The sequence below is a fragment of the Adhaeribacter terreus genome (genome assembly GCF_042657365.1).
GTDB classification, from domain to species: domain Bacteria; phylum Bacteroidota; class Bacteroidia; order Cytophagales; family Hymenobacteraceae; genus Adhaeribacter_A; species Adhaeribacter_A terreus.
Genome location: NZ_JBHSKT010000001.1, coordinates 151,010 through 170,951, shown reverse-complemented (window position 1 = coordinate 170,951; position 19,942 = coordinate 151,010). Strand labels below are relative to the sequence as shown.

Sequence of the window (19,942 nt, the reverse complement as noted above, 5' to 3'; positions counted from 1 at the left end):
CAACCCCTTTGTTATTCAAAGATTTTTTACAAAGCATTTAAAACAAAAAAGTCAGGCCTTGCAGCCTGACTTTTTATCTATAAAACAATAGCGTTTTTCTGTTTACGGAAATCCGAAACTTAAACCGTTAAACCTTCCGCTTTCACTTCCTGCACTTCCGGCACCATACGCTTCAGCAGGTTTTCGATGCCTGACTTTAAGGTAATAGTAGCCGAAGGGCAACCGGAGCAGGAACCTTGTAAATTTACCGTTACCACGCCATCTTTAAAAGATTTGAACGTGATATTTCCACCATCCTGCTCAACGGCCGGACGCACGTAATTTTCCAACAGGTCGATCACTTTCTGGGAAATAGCGGCGTCTTCTTCGGTCTGGTTGGCATCTCTTGGCTGGTCGGCTTTGCTTTCCGCTTTAGGTGTTTCCAGGAAAACCGGGCCGCCGGCTTCCATGTAAGATTTAATGAACGTACGCAGTTCCGGGATCAGCTGCGCCCACGTATCGTTGGAGTTTTTGGTGATGGTTACAAAATTGCTGGCCATGAAAATGCGCGAAACATAGTCGAAATTGAAAAGTTCCTGCGCAAACGGCGAGTTGGCCGCAGCTTCAACATTCGGGTAATCTACGCTCACGCCATCGGGCAGAACGGTCTGGTTCAGAACCAGTTTCATAGATTCCGGGTTCGGGCTGGCTTCAGCATAAACCGAGATATTTTTTGCTGTATTTTCTGTCATGATCTTTCCGTGTTTAAGTAAAACCGGTGTATATACATTATAGTTTCAAAGGTACGCAAAATTCAGATTTTCCGGGCATTTCTGTTTTTTTGCGTAATTTCAGGCAGAAACAGCAACAAAGAGCTGGTTTAGCTGGCGCTGTAGCTGCTGTTTCCTGACAGTTTTTTGTTCAAAAAAGATACCGTTTTTACCTATGCTGCTATTGTCTGCCATTTCGGCCGAAATTCCGTTTTACCTCCTGATTCCTTTTTTGCTGCTCATTGCCATGGTAGCCACCGGCCCGGTTTTGTTCAGCCATTTCTGGCATAAATATTACCGCCATATTGCCGTTTTGCTGGGCCTGGTTATGCTAAGCTACTACCTGTTCGTGCGCCACGATTTTCACATGACGGTGGAAACGCTGGCCGATTATGGTTCATTTGCTATTTTACTGACTTCGCTTTACGTGGCAGCCGGCGGCATTTACATAAACGTGAACATGAATGCGCGGCCGTTTTTTAACGTAGTGGTGCTGTTTGCGGGCGCTTGCCTGGCCAATATTATTGGTACCACCGGCGCTTCGTTGCTGCTGATCCGCCCGTTTATCAGGGTAAATATTCACCACATAAAACCTTACCAGATCGTATTTTTCATTTTCGTGGTGAGTAATGCCGGTGGTTTGCTTACACCGCTCGGCGATCCTCCCCTGTTCATCGGTTTCCTGAAAGGCGTACCGTTTTTCTGGACCCTGCAGCACCTGATCTTTCCGTGGGTAATGGCCATTACGGCACTTTGTACCATCTTTTATTTTATAGACCGCCGCAATAAAGAACGCGAATACACGCCAAACCCGGAAACCGTAAAGCGGAACGAAGAAAAAACCGAATTCTACGTAAAAGGGAAACGTAACCTGGTGTGGCTGGCCGTGATCTTAATTGCCATTTTCATCGATCCGAAGGTAATAGAAGGTGTGCCGTATATTGCTTTTGAAGGCATGAAAATTTCGTTTGTGCGCGAAATTATTCAGCTTACGGCGGCCTTTTTCTGCTACCGGAATGCCAGCAAAACGGCGCTACAAGGTAATCACTTTACCTTTGGGCCTATTCTGGAAGTGGTTTTCCTGTTCTTCGGAATTTTCTTTACCATGATGCCGGCTCTGCAATACACCGCCCAACTGGCTTCCCGTCCGGAATTTGCGCATTATTTAACGCCCGGCAACACATATTGGGCTGCTGGTCTGCTTTCTGGTTTCCTGGATAACGCCCCGACTTATGCCAACTTTCTTTCTTTAGGCATGGCCAAATTCGGCTTGAATTACAGCAACTTTACCGACGTGCATAATTTTGCCTACGGCATTCCGAACGAAGTTACGTACCATTTACTCGAAGCTATTTCTATCGGGTCGGTACTTTTCGGCGCTTTTTCTTACATTGGCAACGGCCCGAATTTTATGGTTAAAGCCATTGCCGAAGAAGCCGGAATTAAAATGCCTTCGTTCTTCAAATACATCTACGCCTATTCTATTCCGTTCCTGCTGCCCGTATTGGTTCTGGTTTGGTTTTTCGTTATCCTGACGTAGTAAAACGCTATGGAAAACGGCTGAAAAAGTATTATTATCTTTACAAATTATAAATCCAGATCTTCGTTTAAAACCATCTAAAATCAACAAAAAATGAGTCCTGTTCTTAAGAACTTTTTAGCAGTAGTAGCTGGCCTGATCGTTGGCAGCATCGTGAATATGGGCATTATTTCCGTTAGCGGCGCCATTATTCCGCCACCCGCCGGCGCCGACGTAACCACCACCGAAGGTCTGAAAGCTACCATGCATTTATTCGAGCCGAAGCATTTTATTTTTCCTTTTCTGGCGCACGCTTTAGGAACTTTTGCCGGAGCTTTGGTTACTGCCTTTATTGCTGTAAACAACAAACTGCGTTTAGCGTTGGTGATCGGCTTTTTCTTCCTGGCCGGTGGCCTTGCCAGCGTTTACATGCTTCCTTCGCCTACCTGGTTCACCGTTTTAGATCTGGTTGGCGCGTATATTCCAATGGCTTGGCTGGCAGCGAAAATGGCAAGCGGCAGAAATCAGAGACTTGCATAAGTATTTCTAAAACGCTGCTCTGAAATTACTTTGCAAGCTTTTTTCTGAATGGCTTTCGTCCTCAAAGGAAAATCAAAAGGCATAAAAAAGGCTCCGGAATTCACTTCCAGAGCCTTTTACTTTTTAAGCCCGAAACCCTACCGTTTTTACAACTTCGAAACCTGCGCGCGCAGCATAAAATCGGCTAAAACCAAGGCTGCCATGGCTTCTACAATGGGAACGGCGCGCGGCAAAACGCAAGGGTCGTGACGGCCTTTGCCTTCCAGCTGAATTTCGTTTCCCTGGGCATCGATGCTGTTTTGGGTTTGCAGAATGGTGGCTACCGGTTTAAAAGCAACCCGGAAATAAATATCCTGCCCGTTGGAAATGCCACCCTGAATGCCGCCGGAATAATTAGTTTTGGTCTGAATATTTCCGCTGGAATCCTGAAAGAAAATATCGTTGTGCTGCGAGCCGGTCATGCCCAGGCTATCGAAACCGGAACCGTAATCGAAGCCTTTTACCGCGTTTATGCTCAGCATCGCTTTGCCCAATTCGGCGTGCAGTTTATCGAAAACCGGTTCGCCCCAGCCGGCCGGCACACCTTGTATCACGCAACTTACCACGCCGCCAATCGAATCGTGCTTATCCCGGGTTTCTTCAATTAAACGGATCATGCGGCTGGCCGTTTTACCATCCGGACAACGCACCGCATTGCTTTCTATTTTGCTGAAATCGAGTTGCTGGTAAGGCTTGCGCACTTGTATTTTACCAACCTGCGAAACGTAGGTTGCAATTTTTACATGTTGCCTTTCCAGCAGTTTTGCCGCAATTGCGCCAGCAGCCACGCGCGCCAGCGTTTCGCGGGCTGAACTGCGGCCGCCACCCCGGTGATCGCGGTGACCGTATTTGGCGGTGTAAGTATAATCGGCGTGCGACGGGCGGAAAGCGTTTTGAATATGGCTGTAATCTTTGCTTTCGGCGTCCTGGTTATAAACTACCAAAGCAATCGGCGTTCCGAGCGTTTTCCCTTCAAAAATGCCCGATAAGATCTCCACCTGATCAGCTTCCTGGCGCGGCGTAGTTAAGTTGCTTTGCCCGGGTTTTCTTCTGTTTAAAGCCAACTGAATTTCTTCCCTGGAGATTTCCAGGCCAGCCGGGCAACCATCAATTACCACGCCCACGCCTTTGCCATGCGATTCGCCGAAAGTTGTAATGCGAAAAAGTTTGCCGTAAGAATTGCTCATGCGCGGTTTTTATAAAACAGGAAAAGCGAAATGGCCGCCAGAAAAACAACCACCAGATTAGTGTACATTTTAACCTGCGTAAACTGGTTCAGGCTTATCAGTTCGTTGCTTTCATCTTTTATCCGCTCGTAAAATTCGCCCATATCTTTGGCCTGAATAGCAGCATCATTATCCGCTTCGCCGGTTACATTCAGCGTCAGTTCCGAATACAGCGTATCGTATTGCGCGGTATTCGGGTTGAAGAAAATAAAGCTAAAAACCGGCTTCAGATCGAAGTTTCCGGGCTTTTTAGGCGTAACGAAATAAGCGTAACTTTTCCGGCCCGAAACCCTACCGTTTTGCCGGATAATATGTTGCTGCACGTCAGGCGTGGTAAATTCTAGCCCGGAAACCGGCTCCGGCACCGGCGCATTCAAAACGGCTAAATTGCCTTCGCCCGCAATTTCGAAGGTATAGGTAAAGCTTTTGCCAACCGTAAATTTGCGGGTACTTAATTGTTCATTCAGGCGGTAATCGCCTACGGGCACGCCGCTTTGCAACGGGTGTGGCGGCAGCGGTTTTACGGTTACAATTTTAGGCGCGGTATAATAGGTTTTATACGACGGCAGCCGGTTATCGCCAAAAAAGTCAGCCTCTTTCGCGATCCGGTATTTGATCATGTTCAGGCCTACCGAAGGAAAAAGCAGCGGCTCGGTATTGATGGGGAAATAAACGGCTTCGTAGAGTTTGTAGCGCAGGTATTCCTTTTCGTCTATGGTTATAATTTCGGGTTCTACGCTCGTTTGGGCAAAGCTTTCTTCCCAGGCATTGGCGGGTTTCAGCTTTTTCAGCATTTCGGAATACTGCCGGTTGAATTCGTAAAAATCGAGCAGCCTTTCATCGCCGCGGGCCACGTAGAACGATAAATTTACGGACAGTCCTTCGCCGGCAAATATTTCATCTTTCCCGGTGCTGAAAGCCAGAAAAGCGTCTTCCTTTTTATCGATGTATTCCTGGGGTTTTTGTTTGCCGAAAAGTTCATCGAGCAGGCCGAAACCTTGCAGCGGAGGCGCTTTTGCAGCCGGCGGATCAACTTTTACCATCCCGCCTTTCGATTCTATTTTGCGGCCGTTCACTTCTATACTGAAAGGTTTGATCGGAAATTCGCCTTCTTTCAGGGCCGCGTAATTCTGCGTAATGGTTTGCTCCACCGACGATACCTGGCCGTTTACGGTATTGGTTTGGGTGGAAGAAAACCGGTTGCTTTTCTCAAAGCCTTCTATCTCCGGAAATTTCCCGATGGTTTTTAACTGCTGGTTTTTCAGCGTTACCGAAATGGTAAAATACTCGTCTATCGGCACCGGACTTTTGCCCAGCTTCACCACAATTTCCTGCGCATAAGCCGGCAAAAACGGTAGCAAAATAAGGCAAAAAAGTATGAGGCGTTTTTTCATGAATGGCTTTAACCTTCCGGAATTCAAATTTACACTTTTCTGCTTATTCAGGATACCGTTTTCTACACTCAAACAATGTGTAATTTTTAATTTAATTTTTTAAACATTTTATCTTCATTCAAATTAAAAAACCAAAACAAAAAAATATCTAAACACAGCCAATAACAACCAAACTAATTAAAACCAAGGCGCGTATAAAACCAACCGCACTTAAATTACCTTTTCCTTTATATCATCATTGTTTAATATTCAAACTTTGGATTTAAACATTCAGTTTTCCCTTCTTTCAATTTTATTATTCACTTTTAACTGTTAATGTTTATGTCCAAAAAAATTTACCAGGAACATGAAACCGATAGCGGCATTATTACCACGATCGAAAAACCTATGGAGCGCCGGCTGTTCCTCAAATATGCCGGTTTAACGGCTGCTTTCACCGGCCTGATCTTAACCGGCTGCGACAGCGACGATGACGATGCAACTCCGCCACCCGCTAATAATGAAGTGGTAGACCCGGCCAATAACCCGGCGGCCACCGATGCGGTGAACCTGGGAACCGGCGACGTAGGAATTCTGAATTATGCGTATGCACTGGAACAATTGGAAGCAGCCTTTTATACCCAGGTGGTGGCTAGTTTTTATTCCGGAGCTTCTACTGCCGAACAACAGATCCTGACCGACATCCGTGACCACGAAATTGCGCACCGCAACTTCTTTAAACAAGCCATTACCGCTGCCGGCGCCACGCCCATTCCGGACCTGAAAGTAAACTTCACTTCCATTAATTTTACAGACCGGGGCAGCGTGCTCGCTACTGCCAAAGCCTTCGAAGATCTGGGTGTAGCAGCTTATAACGGCGCCGGAAAACTCCTTCAGAATAAAGCTTATCTTTTAATTGCCGGTAAAATTGTTTCAGTAGAAGCGCGCCACGCCGCCGTGATCCGCGATCTGATCAGCAACGGTTCTTTTGCCGACAGCACCGCCGTAGATGCCAATGGTCTGGATAAAGCCATGATGCCGCTGGAGGTAATTACCGCTGCTGACAAATACATTACTACCAACATTAACCTGAATAATTTACCGAAATAAAAGGAGGCCCGTTTATGAACTTATATAAAATACTCACTGATATAGAAAAAACCGACCCGGAAGTTTACGAAAAGCTCGATTCCCGCCGCGAGGTTTTTAAACATTTTGCCGGTTTCGGAAAAAAACTCGCGGTTGCTGCAGTGCCGATTGCTTTTGGTTCGATGTTCATGAAAGCTTACGGCCAGACTTCCGGCGGCCTGATCGGAATTCTGAATTACGCACTTACGCTGGAGTACCTGGAAGCCGAATTCTATACCATGGCCGTAGCCAAAGCACCAAACGGATCTTCCGGTTTTATTCCGGCCGGCGCTCCGATCGGAGCCATTACCACCATCCGCGATCATGAAAATGCGCACGTAAACTTCCTGAAAACGGCTATTACAGCGGCCGGCGGTACACCGGCCACTAAACCAACGTTTGATTTTACCGCTGGTGGCGCCTTTGCCGATGTAATGACCAATTACCAGACTTTTTTAGCCGTAGCCCAGGCATTTGAAGATACTGGCGTGCGCGCCTATAAAGGTCAGGCCGATAAGATCACGGACAATAATGTACTTATGGCCGCGTTACAGATACATTCCGTAGAAGCCCGCCACGCTGCCCACATCCGCCGGATGCGCAGCCAGAAAGGCTGGATAACCGGCAAAGATGGCGGCAACATGCCTGCGGCCACCCAACCCATTTACGACGGCGAAGACAACATAACCCAGGGCGGCGTAAATGTTTCTACGCTGGCCGGCAGCAGCCAGAATATTGGCACCGAAGCGTTTGATGAACCACTGGATATGAACGCAGTGCTGGCCATTGTAGATCCCTTTATTGTTTAAATTTAAAATCCCGCTTCAAACACAGAAGGCAGGTAAACAACACCTGCCTTCTGTGTTTTTACCTCCTAAATCATACCGTTTACCAAAAAAATCTGTAAACAATTATACAATTGAAACTCTGGAGCGGGGGAATGACGTATATTCACTGCCGTAAAACCTGTACGCGCAACACAAGAACACAAAAAACAACATGTTAGAGTACATCAAAACTATTCTGGTTAAAGTAAGCTTCGATCAGTTTCTGTTTGAAAAAGAATTGCGTAAATCTTTCACTTTATTGGTTCAGGAAGAACTGAATGAGTTAAAACACTGGTGCTATATTCAATTTGCCACCCTACACGCCCCGGTTTTAAACCAAGTATTCGCGAAAGCAGAAGCTTAATCTAACGGTTCTTTTAGATCTGTTATGAACCTGATATTCCGTTGCAAACCGGTAAATCCGGTTCGTTTCACGGCAGATTTTCTGAATATTTCCTGAAAAACCTCCTGGGTTATTTCCTGCCAATCTGTAGCGTTTAGCTGCGGGAGTTTTTCGTGGGGGTTAAACGCGGGTTCGTTATGCTGTTTACTGAAGCGGTTCCACGGGCAAACGTCCTGGCAAATATCGCAGCCGAATACCCAGTTGCCAAACTTGCCATTTACTTCTTCCGGGATCTGCCCTTTTAATTCTATTGTGAAATAGGAAATGCATTTGCTGCCGTCTACCACGTATGGTTGCGTAATGGCATCGGTCGGGCAGGCATCTATGCAACGTGTGCAGGTTCCGCAGTAATCTTTTATCGGACCGTCAGGTTCCAGATCCAAATCAATAATCAGCTCAGAGATAAAGAAGAAACTGCCGCTTTTCGGGTTTATTAAGTTCGAATTTTTCCCAACCCAACCCAGACCGCTTTTCTTTGCCCAGGCTTTGTCCAGCACCGGCGCCGAATCGGTAAAACACCTGCCTCCTACTTCGCCAATTTCTTCGTTTATAGCCTCCAGCAAGATTTTCAGTTTGTCTTTTATTACAAAATGATAATCAGTACCGTAAGCATATTTCGAAATTTTCAGCGAATCTTCGGGCTGCTGTTCTTCCGGAAAATAATTGAGTAACAGCGAAACTACTGACTTGGCACCGGGCACTAAAATTCTGGGATCAAGCCGCTTATCGAAATGATTGGCCATATATCCCATTTCGCCGTGCATATTTTTTTTCAGCCAGTTTTCCACCCGCGGCGCTTCTTCTTCCAGAAAATCTGCTTTGGAAATGCCGCAGTAGAAAAAGCCAAGTTCGGCTGCCTTTTGTTTTATGAAACGGGTATAATGTGATTTGTTCAAAACGGGAAAATACGGATCTAAGAAAGAACAAATATCCGGCTAAAAAATTTCACTTCCTGTATCTGTTTCCTGATTTGAGTTTTTAACCTGAATTCCATAGCGTTTTTTACATACATTTTGCCCGGAAAACTGCATTTGGCTAAGGGTTTTTACTTCCACGCTTGTCTTAACTCCAAACCAATTAATATCCCTTATTTCCTAAACTATGAAAAAAACACTTGGCCTGATCCTGTTATTTTTGTTACTGCTGGCCTGGAAAGGCAAGGCCCAGGGCATTGTTGAGCAGAATGGCAAAATATTTCACCTACACCCTTCGGAAAAAGACTGGAATTATGCGCAGGCTTACCGCAGTGGCAATCTGCTTTATATTTCGGGCACAGTTGGCAACGGCGACATGGATAAAGCTATGGAACGGGTTTATAAAACGCTGGAAACGACGCTAAAAAAATACAAGCTCGATTTCAGCCACGTTGTAAAAGAAAACCTTTATGCCAAAGACATTGAGGCCGTGAAAAAGCATAAAGACATCCGAAGAAAATATTACGGCACGCATACGCCGGCCGCAACCTGGGTGGAAGTTACGCGCTTGCTGGATAATAAATCGGTGCTGGAAGTAGAACTTATTGTCGAGATCAATAAAACTGAATAAGGACAAAAATAAAAAAGAGCTGACCAATTGGCCAGCTCTTCTTGTTTGAATCTTCCGACTTTTTCTGTTCAAAACGCTACCGTTTTCGGCAGGAAAAGTCGCAATATTTTGAAACGCAATACTGTAAGACGTAATATATTACGTCTCTACATTACGTATCGAACAGCGTACCGATCTGTTGTGGTGGAATTTTACCTAAGTGGCGATAGGCGGCAGCGGTAGCTTCACGGCCGCGGGAAGTACGCATAATGTAACCTTCCTGGATCAGGAACGGCTCATATACTTCTTCAATGGTTTCCGCTTCTTCGCCGCAGGCGGTGGCAATAGTCGTAATACCAACCGGACCACCTTTGAATTTCTCGATGATTGTAGTTAGAATTCTGATGTCCATATCATCGAGGCCGTTCTGGTCTACGTCCAGGGCGTTTAGCGCAAATTTGGCAATATCTACGGTTATGGTTCCGTCGCCTTTTACCTGGGCAAAATCGCGGGTGCGGCGCAGCAGGTTGTTGGCAATACGCGGCGTACCGCGGCTCCGGCGGGCAATTTCAAACGCAGCATCTTCGTGAATAGGTGAACCCAGAATTTCGGAAGAACGCTTTACGATGGAAGTCAATAATGCCGAATCGTAATACTCCAGGCGCGAATTAATTCCGAAACGTGCTCGCAGCGGCGCGGTAAGCAGACCAGAACGCGTAGTTGCTCCGATCAGCGTAAACGGGTTCAGGCTGATCTGAACGGTACGCGCATTCGGACCGGAATCCAGCATAATGTCGATCTTGTAATCTTCCATCGCCGAATACAGATATTCCTCCACGATCGGGTTCAGGCGGTGAATTTCGTCGATGAAAAGCACGTCGTTCTGTTCCAGGTTCGTAAGCAAACCGGCTAAGTCAGAAGGCTTGTCTAAAACCGGACCCGATGTGATTTTAATATTGGAATTCAGCGAGTTGGCAATAATATGCGACAGCGTGGTTTTACCTAAACCCGGAGGTCCGTGCAGTAAAACGTGATCCAAAGCCTCTCCCCTGCGGCGCGCCGCTTCCACAAAGATCTTCAGGTTTTCCACCACCTTTTCCTGGCCGGTGAAATCGCTGAAATCGAGCGGCCGAAGCGCCTTATCAATCTCTTTTTCGGCCGGCGACATGTACTCGTCCGAACCGGTCAAATATTCTTCTCTCATACTTTTTTACCCAATTCTGATACCGTTTCAACTTGCTTTTATAGCAGTTTCAGGCGGCTTTTCAGTAACGTTTTTGCTATCGAAATAAGTCCCGGCAGCTATACAAATTTACAGATTTTTACTAAAATTATTACTACTAATTCTCACTTATCTAATGCTGTTAGCAATTTACCAAATTTTAATTTCCTTTCTTACTCAGGTAGTTTTCAGACCGAAAGCATCTTGCCAATTAAAAATCCTGGCCGGGCAGCCTGAAAAAATGTAACAAATGCGTTATCTTTGAAGTTAAAACCCATTTTTATTCTGCCTTTATGGAAGTTTCAGCCAGCCTTGGTGATTACATTCTTAACTATTTTTCGAACGTTCCCGCCCAGTGGCACGAATTCTACACCGAGTTCCCACGCTTCATTCCCATTATCGGGATGCTCATCATCATTGAAAGTTTGCTTTCGGTAGATAATGCAGCTGTGCTGGCTACCATGGTTATGGAACTATCCAAAGAACAACGCAACCGGGCCTTGAAATATGGTATTCTGGGAGCCTATATTTTCCGGGGAATCTGTCTGGTGCTGGCGGCTTTTTTAACAACCATCTGGTGGCTCGAAGCAGTGGGCGGAATTTACCTGCTTTACCTGGTTTACGACCATTTCAGAAACAAAGACAAAGCTGATGAAGAAGAAGGAATTGACGTGAACAAAAGCTGGTTCTACAACATTACCCGCGGCTTGTTCGGACAATTCTGGGCCACCGTAATTCTGGTAGAACTCATGGACCTGGCTTTTTCAGTAGATAACGTGCTGGCTGCGGCGGCTTACACGCCAAACATCATTGCTATTTGGTTAGGCGTTTTTATTGGTATTTTAGGCATGCGGTTTATTGCCCAATGGTTCGTAAAACTAATGGGTAAATTCCCGTTCCTGGAAACTTCGGCATTTGTAGTTATTGGCGTGTTAGGCTTTAAACTGGGTATTCTTTCTCTATACCGCCATTTCCGCCCGGAAGATACATTGAGTAAATTTTTAAGCAGCCATACCGCCGAAATTAGCACTTCTATAATTACACTGCTGATCTTTGTGGTTCCTATTATTACGGCGTTGCTATTCAATTACCCGAAACATTCAAAAGGCGTGCAAAACGTACTGGAGCTGGATTAAAGCCAGAAGTCATCTCGACCGCAGGGAGAGATCGCCTCAAGTTGGTAGCACCTTTTATTCTGGCTTCTAAAAACAGATAAAAGCTGACAATCGTTGGTATTTAATTTTATGTAAACGCTACTACCTTCCTCTGGAGATCTCTCCTGACGTCGAAATGACGCAATAAATGAAGCCTAAAACAAAAAAGCAGCCCATCTCTGAACTGCTTTTCTTATTAAAACGGTAGGCTTTTCAGCCAAAAAAGTCAACCATTCGAACTTCGAACAATCGGAAATCCTTACTTGAACGCCTGAATACCGGTTACGTCCGCACCAGTGATAAGCAAGTGAATGTCATGCGTTCCTTCGTAGGTAATTACCGATTCCAGGTTCATCATGTGGCGCATGATCGGATATTCGCCGGTAATACCCATACCGCCGTGGATCTGGCGGGCTTCGCGGGCAATGTGCAGCGCCATGTCTACGCTGTTGCGTTTCGCCATGGAGATCTGCTGGGTAGTAGCTTTGCCTTCGTTTTTCAGCACGCCTAAACGCCAAACCATTAGCTGCGCTTTGGTAATTTCGGTCAGCATTTCGGCTAATTTCTTTTGCGTTAACTGGAAAGCACCAATTGGCTTATCAAACTGGATGCGCTCTAAGGAATATTTCAATGCAGATTCGTAGCAATCGATTGCCGCGCCAATAGCACCCCAGGCAATACCGAAACGGGCAGAATCTAAACAACCCAGCGGACCGCGCAGGCCATCTACGTTTGGCAGCAGGTTTTCTTTCGGAACTTTAACGTTGTTGAATACTAATTCACCGGTGCAGCTGGCGCGTAAGCTCCATTTGTTGTGAATTTCCGGCGTAGTGAAACCTTCCATGCCGCGCTCTACGATCACACCTTTAATGCGGCCTTGTTCGTTTTTCGCCCAAACCACCGCAACCTGGCATTCCGGAGAATTGGAGATCCACATTTTAGCGCCGTTCAGCAAATAATGGTCGCCCATGTCTTTGATATTGGTCAGCATGCCGCCCGGGTTCGAACCGAAATCCGGCTCCGTTAAACCAAAGCAACCTAACCATTCGCCGCTGGCTAATTTTGGCAAATATTTATTCCGCTGTTCTTCTGAACCGTAGGCATAGATCGGGTACATTACCAATGATCCCTGTACCGAAGCGGTAGAACGCATACCAGAATCGCCGCGCTCAATTTCCTGCATAATTAAACCGTAGGAAATATAATCAAGGCCGCCGCCGCCGTATTGTTCCGGGATTGTCGGGCCAAACGCGCCCACATCGCCAAATTTCTTCACGATATCGGAAGGGAAATAAGCGTCCTGCGCCCATTTTTCGATGTTCGGGGAAATTTCTTTTTTAACGAAATCGCGGATAGACTTGCGGATCAGCTTGTGCTCATCGGTCAACAGGTCGTCGATGTTGAAGTAATCTAAAAATTCGGTAGGGTTATAAGCCATAATTGTTCAGAGTAAATGCTTCGCAAAGGTAAAGTTTTGGTTTGTAGGAAAAAATTTGTGTTTGGTTTTTATAATTGTCGGAATTTGGATTCGTTAGATTAAGGGATTTTAGGATTAAATTTCTTGAAATTCAGAGCGTTTAAAAATAAAGTAGCGCAGGGTGTAAACCCTGCGCTACCTGCTGAATTCGTTCTTTCAGAAAATCCAGTAATCCTTTAATATGACAAATCCAAATTCCGACAACCTTAAAACTTCAACCCTACGCTTACCATAAAATTACGCGTAGCCTGCGGATAGTAATAATTGTAATCATAACGCGTAGCATCGCCGGAATACATTTCACTAAAAGTATAGCCGTTGGCTTCGTATTTGCGGTTCAAAACGTTGTTTACCAGCAAAGCAAATTCGAGTTCGCGCATGAAGGTTGGTTTTAGGGTGTAGCGCAAACGCAGGTCCATTACGCCGTAACCGTTAATCATACGGTCTTCGGAACTGGTGTTGTCTAAGAATTGCTTGCTTACAGTTTTGTAGAGGGCGGCCACTTTAAAGCCTTTCAGCGGTTGTACTTCCAGTTTATGGGCGGAAATTACTTCCGGCGAGAACGAAATATTGGTTTCGGAATAGTTGTTCTCGATGATGGCTTCCGGCACGTAATCTTCGTTATACACATACACGGTTTCGGTGTAGTTCTGAATTTTGTTGCGGCTCAAAGTAAGTGTGCTGCTCAGTTCTACGCGTTCGTTCAGGTTCAGCATACCGGCCAGTTCTACGCCGGCGCGGTAGCTGTCTTTAATGTTGGTGCGCAGCGGCGAGCCCACATCGTTCAGCTGACCGGTTAGTACGAGCTGGTTCTGGTAATCCATGTAAAATAAATTCGCATCCAAGGTGTAGCGGGTTTTGGTGCCGAAAAGCATAGCGTTTTGGCCACGAAGGCGGTAACCGGCTTCCCAGTTCAGCATTTTTTCAGGAAGCGCGTTGCGTTGGGCGGTTTCTCCGGTCATGGTCTGGTCGGTGAAGTCGGAGCGCACCGGTTCGCGGTTGCCCACTGCGAAGGAACCGTAAAATACCTGGTTCTGATTCAGGGCGTACGTAAGGCCGGCTTTCGGATTAAAGAAATTGTAGTTTACCTCGTTCATGGTTACGTCCACGCCGTTGTCGTCTATGCCTTCAATTTCATAACCAATGGTGCGGTACTGCAGATCGCCGAAGAAACCGAGTTTATCGGTGGCCTGGAAATTGGCGCGGGCAAAGATGTTGAAGTCGGTTTTAACGGCGTCATTGAAGTAATAGCGGTGGCGAATGTTGCTGTTGGAAGCATATTGCGCCCAGATCACTTCGCCGAAATGGTCGCCGAGGTATTTGTTCCAGCCGCCGCCCAAGGTAGCGGTTAAGCGTTCGGAAGGCGCGAAATAATTGGCGGCAAACGTTGCGCCGTAGAAATAATTATCGAGCCATTTCTGCTGAATCAGATCGGTGCGGGCAATGGTGGTATCGCCGAGAACCAGCGGTTCAATGCCGTAATTCGCCAGCTTGCGGTTTTCTTTATATTGCTCGTAATAGCCTCGGCCACGGGTAAAATGGAACGCCCCGCCCAGATCGAATCTGCTGCCGAAGTTTTTGGAATAATGCAGCTGGTAATGATCCTGCTGGTAATTATCGGTTTCGTTTTCGTAGGCCAGGCTGTTGAAAGTGCGGTTGGTTTTCAGCGAATCCTGCGGAATGCCGTTCCAGGCCTGGTAGGTTTTTTCGCGACCTGAGAACGTTACAAATTTCAAACTGCCCGTTTTGCCGTGATAACCCGTGGCCAGGTAATAACTTTTCAGGTCGGAAGTTGCGCGGTCTACGTAGCCATCGGAAGAAATTTTAGAAAGGCGCGCATCTATGGTAAATTTATCGTTTATCAGACCGGTTCCGAACGAAACGGTATGCCGCCAGGTGTTAAAACTGCCATAGCCGTTGGTGGCTTCCACGTATGCATCGCGATTCAAACCCAGCGTCCGAATGTTCAGACTCGCACCGAAAGCCGCTGCACCGTTCGTAGAAGTTCCCACGCCGCGCTGCACCTGCATATCCTGCACCGAAGAAGCCAGATCGGGCATATTCACGAAAAAGGCGCCGTGGCTTTCCGGATCGTTAATGGGCACGCCGTTTACGGTTACGTTAATGAGCGTAATATCCGAACCCCGAATACGAATGCCGGTATAACCCACGCCCGCGCCCGCATCGGAATTTACAACTACGGAAGGCGTTTGCTCCAGCAGATACGGAATATCCTGCCCGAAATTGCGTTCTTCGATCTCTTCTTTGCTCACGTTGGTAAACGTAGTACCGGTTTTGTCGTTGGCGCGGGTAGCGGTAATTACTACTTCGCCGGTGCGGATGGTGCTTTTCTGCAACGAAAACGATAGGGTTTTGTCGGTAAAAAGTGCAACCGTTTCGGTAATTGGTTCGAAGCCCAGATACGTAACCCGAACGGTATAATTGCCGGCTTCCAGGTTGGTGAAATTAAAGTTTCCGGAAGCATCGGCCAGCTGGCCTTTCTGGTTAGAAAGCTGCACCGAAGCGCCGGACAAGGGTTGGTTTTCGGCATCGAGCACGGTGCCGGAAAGGGAGAATTGCGCGAAAGCAAAAGCAGGCAAAAGCATAAAAACTGCCAGCGCGCGTAAAAAATTGGACATAAAAAGAAAAATGAGATTGATAAAACATGACAGGCCACGAGGGGCTTGCAGCCTGCTTTCTTTATAAGTTTTACCATGTTTTCCCTTCGCCGGCATTACCCGGATCAGGTTCAATGGGTATAATCTCAGCCCGTTATATTAAGGCACCCCTAAACTGCCGCAAAGGTACGGTTTCAGTTTTTTATATCAAAACCATAGCGTTTTTTATGTCTGCCATCATTCTGATTCTGGTTACTTAAAATCTCTATATATTTAGAAAACCACCAACCGGAGTTCTACGTTTTATGAGAACAGGTTTTCTTTCTGAGCCCCTGAATCTCTTTATTTTAAACTAAATCTGCCGTGAATATGATCAGCCTTTTTTACTCGCTTGTGGTGTTGGCCATGCTGGCTTATTTTGCGGTTATTCCCCGGAACCGTTTTCAGCGCCCCTCTTCCGGCGACAACGACGATGATGGCGGCGAACCGCTGCAAGATGATCTGCCAGACCTGGACCTGCCACCCGGCATTTCCCTGCCGATAAACGATTTTGAACCGGATTACAACCGCCCAAAAAGACCGAAACCGCAACTTACCTGAAACATACAAAAGCCCCGGAGCAATCCGGGGCTTTTTGCTTTAAAAACGGTAGGTTTTTGGAGTGAAAATGTAAAAAAAAGTATTGTCGCTTCAGGGCGGTGCTATTGCAGTTTTATTTCCCAAAAACCATTACTTCACCACTTCCACCCAGCCTTTAAAACTTTTGCCAGTAGTGGTTTGCAACAGGTAAAAATATGTGCCGCTGCTCAACCCTTCTGCCTGCCAGTTACCGGTATAATTTTCGCTGCTGAAAACTTCCTGCCCCCAACGGTTAAAGATCTTCAGTGTGCTATTCGGGTACAAATGCAGGTAATGGGCAGTGAATTTATCGTTCAGGTCATCGCTGTTCGGAGTAATAATATTGGGGAAGTTGAGTTCGTTTTGAAATTCAATGCTCACGCTCTGGCTCCAACTTTCCTGACCTGTTGCCGACACTGCTTTTATGCGGTAGCGCTGCCGGAAACCATCTCGGCCAGTTTTTAAGGTCAGGCTGGAATCGGTGGTAACGGTCAACTTTTTAAAAGTTGTTTGCCCTTCCAGCTGCCACCAGACTTCGTATTGCACTGTATCCGGCCAGCCTTTATAAGTATTCCAGCTTAATTTTACTTCTCCGGAATTTTCCTGACCAACTGCCGTGAGTTTTACCGGACGGTGAGCCTGGGAAAATATGTCATTGCTGCAAGCGTTTCGGCCCTGAAGGCGGTAATGGCGCATTTCAAAAGCAGCCACTGGTGCCCGAAAAACGGTATCAGCAGGGGAGCTTTGGCCGACGGATTCCCACTGGCCGGTCTGCCTGTTTTCCGCAAAAATGTTGAGGTCCGCAGGCGGTATGAGCGGCGGGTGCTGCAGCTTGTATTGCATGATCAGATTTTCTTCCGCTTCGTCTAAGCCTACCGAGAGCAATTTCAGAGTGGAACGGTCGAATGCTACGGCAACCGATTGCGGCGACGAACTGCAGCCGGAAGCCGAAGTTTCGATAACGCTGTAGCTATGGTTGAGGCTGAGGCTGTCCCAGCGGATAGTTGCCTGACTGGTGCCTTGCCCGCTCAGCAGCGTTCCGCCGGAAACCTGCCATTGAAACGTGGAGCCCGGCAGGCCCTGCACCAGGTGGGTTTGGGTAAGGGCTTCGGGGCAGAAAGCATTGCGAGCCGGAAACGTGGTTACCGGGATAGGGTTTACCTGAACTGCTAAAGTACGCCAAATGCCGGGGCAACCGTTCGGCAACGTTTCCAGCACTTTTACTTCGCCCTGCCTTACCGTTTGCCAGTTTACCTGAACCGTTCCGGAGTTTTGCCCGCCTGCAATGGTGCCACCAATTACCTGCCACTGATAAACCGAACCGGCATTACCGGCCAGGCTGTAATTTTGCTGTGACTGCACACACACGGACGCCGGGCATTGTACAACCAAAGTACTATCCGGAGAAGACAGCAACAGCACGGTAATGCGCAAAGTATCGGAAACGCCGTAGCATTGCGCTAAAGAAGTTTGGGCTGATTCCTGCACCCAAAGCTTGTATTGCCCAGAGCCCGGCCAGTTTACCCGCACCGCATGGCTGCCCTGCCCGCTAACTATATTGCCGCCGCTGATGCCCCAGGTATAGGTTGAGCCTTGCGCCCGCGCCACCTGGTAGAGTTGGTTTAGTTTATCGTTTTCGCAAAGCGTATCGTTGCCTTTGGGTTTTTCGGTTTGCAGCAGCGGATTGATGATTACAGGAAAGAAAACGGTATCGCCGGGGCAGTTAAAACTGTTGCTGCCCAGTGCCCAGACCGAAGCCGTGGTCGAAGCAGCTCCCCAGTTTACCCGGATGCTGTCGCTGAAAATCTGTTGGATCGTTCCGCCCCGTACGCCCCAGGTATAGCTGTTGCCCGGAATTGGGTTTTGAACCTGGTAGGTAATTTGCGGCGAACCGGGGCAAACCGAAGCCGGGCCATAGATCACCGGCCGTGGCTCCGGTAGTACAATAACCTGCACCTGACTGCTGCGGGAGCAACCGTTAAACGTAGCGTTTAAAGTATAAGTAAGCGTATCGGGTTTGGCCGAAGTATTGGTTAAGGTAAGCGCAGGCGCAAATGTATTGGCATTGCTTAAACCTGTGGCTGGCGACCAGCTGTAGGAATAAGCGCTGTTGTATTGCTGCGGCTGCAAAACGGTAGGAATTCCCGAGCAAAAAGTGCTGGCAGGGCCGGCATTTACCGTAATTTGAGGCTTAACTGTTATCCGCACCGTATCTTTGTCTTTGCCGCAGGTAGCACCGGGACCTTCCATGGTTACAATAAACTGGTAAGTGCGGTTTGTGGTGCCGGTATTCACAACGGAGAAGGTGGGATTAGCGATGGTACTGTCGGAGAGGTTGGTGGCAGTATGCCAGGTATAGCGGTAACCCGGCTGCGGCGCCGTGCCCAGCTGTACGGTAGCGCCCGAACAGATGCTTTGGTCCGGGCCAGCATTTACGTAGGCCGGCGGGGCCACTACCACGGTAACCTGGGCTGTATCGGAGCTGCAGGAGCCGGTGCCGACCACGGTGTAGGTAGTGGTAGCTGTAGGTTGCACGGTGGCTTCTGCGCCATTGGTGGTGCCTAAACCCTGCGCCGGAAGCCAGGTAAACTGGCTTGCCCCAGCCCCAAAAGCCGATAATTTATCCGACTCACCCTGGCAAATGTAGGGCCGTTCTGCAATTACCTGCAGGTGGTTGGCGTTGCGGAAAAGGGTTTGATTCATAGCAGGAAGATTGAGGCCGCCAGGTCGGTTCAGATAAATAACGGTATCCTGGAAGTTGCAACTTAAACCCAAGGCATTAGGGCAGTTAATAACGCTTAAATGGGAATTAAATTGGCCCGAAATAGGATCGGGCGGTCGCGCACCATTGCTTAAAACGTAAATCTTGCCATCCATTCCAAGCTGCATATCAAGAAACCATATGTTCGCATTGGAATTGAGCTTGGTTTTAGACGCAAGTACATTTGCAAAACTACCTGCGTTTAGGTTGTATTGATTGATCTCAACTGCGGATGGATAGGGAGAACCTGTTCCATCATTAGAACCTGCTCCGGCGCTCAGGTACAACTTAGAAACATCGGGGGAAAACGCTATTCCCCAAGGCATTAAGGGTGCAAAAGCAAAGGTTCTCGGGTTAGTTAATTGTCCCGCACTACGATTAAAATCTAACAGTTGGGTAATACCACCCCAAGTCATAGCATCGCCGATGAATGCGCTATTCGGTGAGCTTTTAAGCGTACCCGAAGGCGTAGAGGATAAATAATTTACCCCAACAGTCGATACCACTGGCTGGGAAATACCGGAAGCAGAAAGCAGAAAGCTGTAAAATTTATTCGTACCCTGTTCCTCGTGTACTACTATCCAGACGTCGGTATTGTTACTATGCAGGCAGGCGGTAAGCTTCCAGGCAACGGGTATAGCAGAAACCAAGGTATTCTTTGAAGCAGCAACTACCCCTCCCTTGCCCCCGTCTAAGCGCATATCTATAATGGTATAAAAAAAATTAGGGTTGCCAAGATGAGGGGAACCGGATTTTATATTAAA

16 protein-coding genes and 1 riboswitch are annotated in these 19,942 nt (G+C 47.3%); of the genes, 8 read left to right on the top strand and 8 right to left on the bottom strand.

Going from position 1 to position 19,942, the window contains the following annotated elements; all coding sequences use genetic code 11:
• Positions 1-119: 119 nt before the first annotated feature.
• Positions 120-731, bottom strand: coding sequence for a NifU family protein (locus ACFPIB_RS00820; protein ID WP_378015513.1), 612 nt, complete (start codon positions 729-731; stop codon positions 120-122).
• Between the two features lie 193 nt (positions 732-924).
• Between ACFPIB_RS00820 and ACFPIB_RS00815 the strand changes: the two genes are divergently transcribed.
• Together ACFPIB_RS00815 and ACFPIB_RS00810 are read left to right on the top strand one after the other, a co-directional pair.
• Complete coding sequence (locus tag ACFPIB_RS00815; RefSeq protein WP_378015512.1) at positions 925-2,289, top strand: sodium:proton antiporter; 1,365 nt, start codon at positions 925-927, stop codon at positions 2,287-2,289.
• A gap of 93 nt (positions 2,290-2,382) precedes the next feature.
• A complete protein-coding gene (locus ACFPIB_RS00810; protein WP_378015511.1) occupies positions 2,383-2,808 on the top strand; it encodes a hypothetical protein in 426 nt (141 codons plus the stop codon).
• A 146-nt stretch (positions 2,809-2,954) separates the two neighbouring features.
• Here the strand turns inward: ACFPIB_RS00810 and aroC are convergent, their stop codons facing one another.
• Together aroC and ACFPIB_RS00800 are read right to left on the bottom strand one after the other, a co-directional pair.
• Positions 2,955-4,034: a chorismate synthase gene (gene aroC / locus ACFPIB_RS00805; protein WP_378015510.1), complete on the bottom strand. Its 1,080-nt coding sequence runs from the start codon at positions 4,032-4,034 to the stop codon at positions 2,955-2,957.
• A complete protein-coding gene (locus ACFPIB_RS00800; protein ID WP_378015509.1) occupies positions 4,031-5,467 on the bottom strand; it encodes a BatD family protein in 1,437 nt (478 codons plus the stop codon). The genes aroC and ACFPIB_RS00800 overlap by 4 nt, the downstream gene beginning before the upstream one ends.
• A 321-nt stretch (positions 5,468-5,788) precedes the next feature.
• Between ACFPIB_RS00800 and ACFPIB_RS00795 the strand changes: the two genes are divergently transcribed.
• From ACFPIB_RS00795 to ACFPIB_RS00785, 3 genes are all read left to right on the top strand, one after another.
• Positions 5,789-6,556, top strand: a complete 768-nt coding sequence (locus ACFPIB_RS00795; protein ID WP_378015508.1) for a ferritin-like domain-containing protein — start codon at positions 5,789-5,791, stop codon at positions 6,554-6,556.
• 14 nt (positions 6,557-6,570) lie between these two features.
• On the top strand, positions 6,571-7,383 hold the full coding sequence (locus ACFPIB_RS00790) for a ferritin-like domain-containing protein (protein ID WP_378015507.1): 813 nt from the start codon (positions 6,571-6,573) through the stop codon (positions 7,381-7,383).
• Positions 7,384-7,573: 190 nt separating this feature from the next.
• On the top strand, positions 7,574-7,765 hold the full coding sequence (locus tag ACFPIB_RS00785; protein ID WP_378015506.1) for a hypothetical protein: 192 nt from the start codon (positions 7,574-7,576) through the stop codon (positions 7,763-7,765).
• Here the strand turns inward: ACFPIB_RS00785 and queG are convergent.
• Positions 7,762-8,700, bottom strand: a complete 939-nt coding sequence (gene queG, locus ACFPIB_RS00780) for a tRNA epoxyqueuosine(34) reductase QueG (RefSeq protein ID WP_378015505.1) — start codon at positions 8,698-8,700, stop codon at positions 7,762-7,764. The genes ACFPIB_RS00785 and queG overlap by 4 nt on opposite strands.
• Before the next feature lie 205 nt (positions 8,701-8,905).
• On the opposite strand from queG, the gene ACFPIB_RS00775 reads away from it, so the two are divergent.
• Positions 8,906-9,349, top strand: coding sequence for a RidA family protein (locus ACFPIB_RS00775; RefSeq protein WP_378015504.1), 444 nt, complete (start codon positions 8,906-8,908; stop codon positions 9,347-9,349).
• Positions 9,350-9,500: 151 nt separating this feature from the next.
• On the opposite strand, the gene ruvB is transcribed toward ACFPIB_RS00775, so the two are convergent.
• Positions 9,501-10,532, bottom strand: a complete 1,032-nt coding sequence (gene ruvB, locus ACFPIB_RS00770; RefSeq protein WP_378015503.1) for a Holliday junction branch migration DNA helicase RuvB — start codon at positions 10,530-10,532, stop codon at positions 9,501-9,503.
• 311 nt (positions 10,533-10,843) lie between these two features.
• Here ruvB and ACFPIB_RS00765 point away from each other — a divergent pair, with 311 nt between their 5' ends.
• On the top strand, positions 10,844-11,686 hold the full coding sequence (locus ACFPIB_RS00765; RefSeq protein ID WP_378015502.1) for a TerC family protein: 843 nt from the start codon (positions 10,844-10,846) through the stop codon (positions 11,684-11,686).
• Positions 11,687-11,963: 277 nt separating this feature from the next.
• On the opposite strand, the gene ACFPIB_RS00760 is transcribed toward ACFPIB_RS00765, so the two are convergent.
• Positions 11,964-13,142 (bottom strand): acyl-CoA dehydrogenase family protein, encoded by a 1,179-nt coding sequence (locus tag ACFPIB_RS00760; RefSeq protein ID WP_378015501.1) that lies wholly within the window; start codon positions 13,140-13,142, stop codon positions 11,964-11,966.
• A 245-nt stretch (positions 13,143-13,387) separates the two neighbouring features.
• Positions 13,388-15,820, bottom strand: coding sequence for a TonB-dependent receptor (locus tag ACFPIB_RS00755; RefSeq protein WP_378015500.1), 2,433 nt, complete (start codon positions 15,818-15,820; stop codon positions 13,388-13,390).
• A gap of 64 nt (positions 15,821-15,884) precedes the next feature.
• Positions 15,885-15,981: riboswitch (TPP riboswitch) on the bottom strand.
• A 187-nt stretch (positions 15,982-16,168) separates the two neighbouring features.
• Here ACFPIB_RS00755 and ACFPIB_RS00750 point away from each other — a divergent pair.
• Positions 16,169-16,399, top strand: coding sequence for a hypothetical protein (locus ACFPIB_RS00750; protein WP_378015499.1), 231 nt, complete (start codon positions 16,169-16,171; stop codon positions 16,397-16,399).
• Positions 16,400-16,528: 129 nt separating this feature from the next.
• On the opposite strand, the gene ACFPIB_RS00745 is transcribed toward ACFPIB_RS00750, so the two are convergent.
• A complete protein-coding gene (locus ACFPIB_RS00745) occupies positions 16,529-19,879 on the bottom strand; it encodes a gliding motility-associated C-terminal domain-containing protein (protein WP_378015498.1) in 3,351 nt (1,116 codons plus the stop codon).
• Positions 19,880-19,942: the final 63 nt, after the last annotated feature.

What these genes read in the sequence shown, in the direction of transcription:
- ACFPIB_RS00820 (WP_378015513.1), bottom strand. Translation starts at nt 731, where the DNA reads ATGACAGAAAATACAGCAAAAAATATCTCGGTTTATGCTGAAGCCAGC.
- ACFPIB_RS00815 (WP_378015512.1), top strand. Translation starts at nt 925, where the DNA reads ATGCTGCTATTGTCTGCCATTTCGGCCGAAATTCCGTTTTACCTCCTG.
- ACFPIB_RS00810 (WP_378015511.1), top strand. Translation starts at nt 2,383, where the DNA reads ATGAGTCCTGTTCTTAAGAACTTTTTAGCAGTAGTAGCTGGCCTGATC.
- aroC (WP_378015510.1), bottom strand. Translation starts at nt 4,034, where the DNA reads ATGAGCAATTCTTACGGCAAACTTTTTCGCATTACAACTTTCGGCGAA.
- ACFPIB_RS00800 (WP_378015509.1), bottom strand. Translation starts at nt 5,467, where the DNA reads ATGAAAAAACGCCTCATACTTTTTTGCCTTATTTTGCTACCGTTTTTG.
- ACFPIB_RS00795 (WP_378015508.1), top strand. Translation starts at nt 5,789, where the DNA reads ATGTCCAAAAAAATTTACCAGGAACATGAAACCGATAGCGGCATTATT.
- ACFPIB_RS00790 (WP_378015507.1), top strand. Translation starts at nt 6,571, where the DNA reads ATGAACTTATATAAAATACTCACTGATATAGAAAAAACCGACCCGGAA.
- ACFPIB_RS00785 (WP_378015506.1), top strand. Translation starts at nt 7,574, where the DNA reads ATGTTAGAGTACATCAAAACTATTCTGGTTAAAGTAAGCTTCGATCAG.
- ACFPIB_RS00775 (WP_378015504.1), top strand. Translation starts at nt 8,906, where the DNA reads ATGAAAAAAACACTTGGCCTGATCCTGTTATTTTTGTTACTGCTGGCC.
- ruvB (WP_378015503.1), bottom strand. Translation starts at nt 10,532, where the DNA reads ATGAGAGAAGAATATTTGACCGGTTCGGACGAGTACATGTCGCCGGCC.
- ACFPIB_RS00765 (WP_378015502.1), top strand. Translation starts at nt 10,844, where the DNA reads ATGGAAGTTTCAGCCAGCCTTGGTGATTACATTCTTAACTATTTTTCG.
- ACFPIB_RS00760 (WP_378015501.1), bottom strand. Translation starts at nt 13,142, where the DNA reads ATGGCTTATAACCCTACCGAATTTTTAGATTACTTCAACATCGACGAC.
- ACFPIB_RS00755 (WP_378015500.1), bottom strand. Translation starts at nt 15,820, where the DNA reads ATGTCCAATTTTTTACGCGCGCTGGCAGTTTTTATGCTTTTGCCTGCT.
- ACFPIB_RS00750 (WP_378015499.1), top strand. Translation starts at nt 16,169, where the DNA reads ATGATCAGCCTTTTTTACTCGCTTGTGGTGTTGGCCATGCTGGCTTAT.
- ACFPIB_RS00745 (WP_378015498.1), bottom strand. Translation starts at nt 19,879, where the DNA reads ATGCGCTTAGACGGGGGCAAGGGAGGGGTAGTTGCTGCTTCAAAGAAT.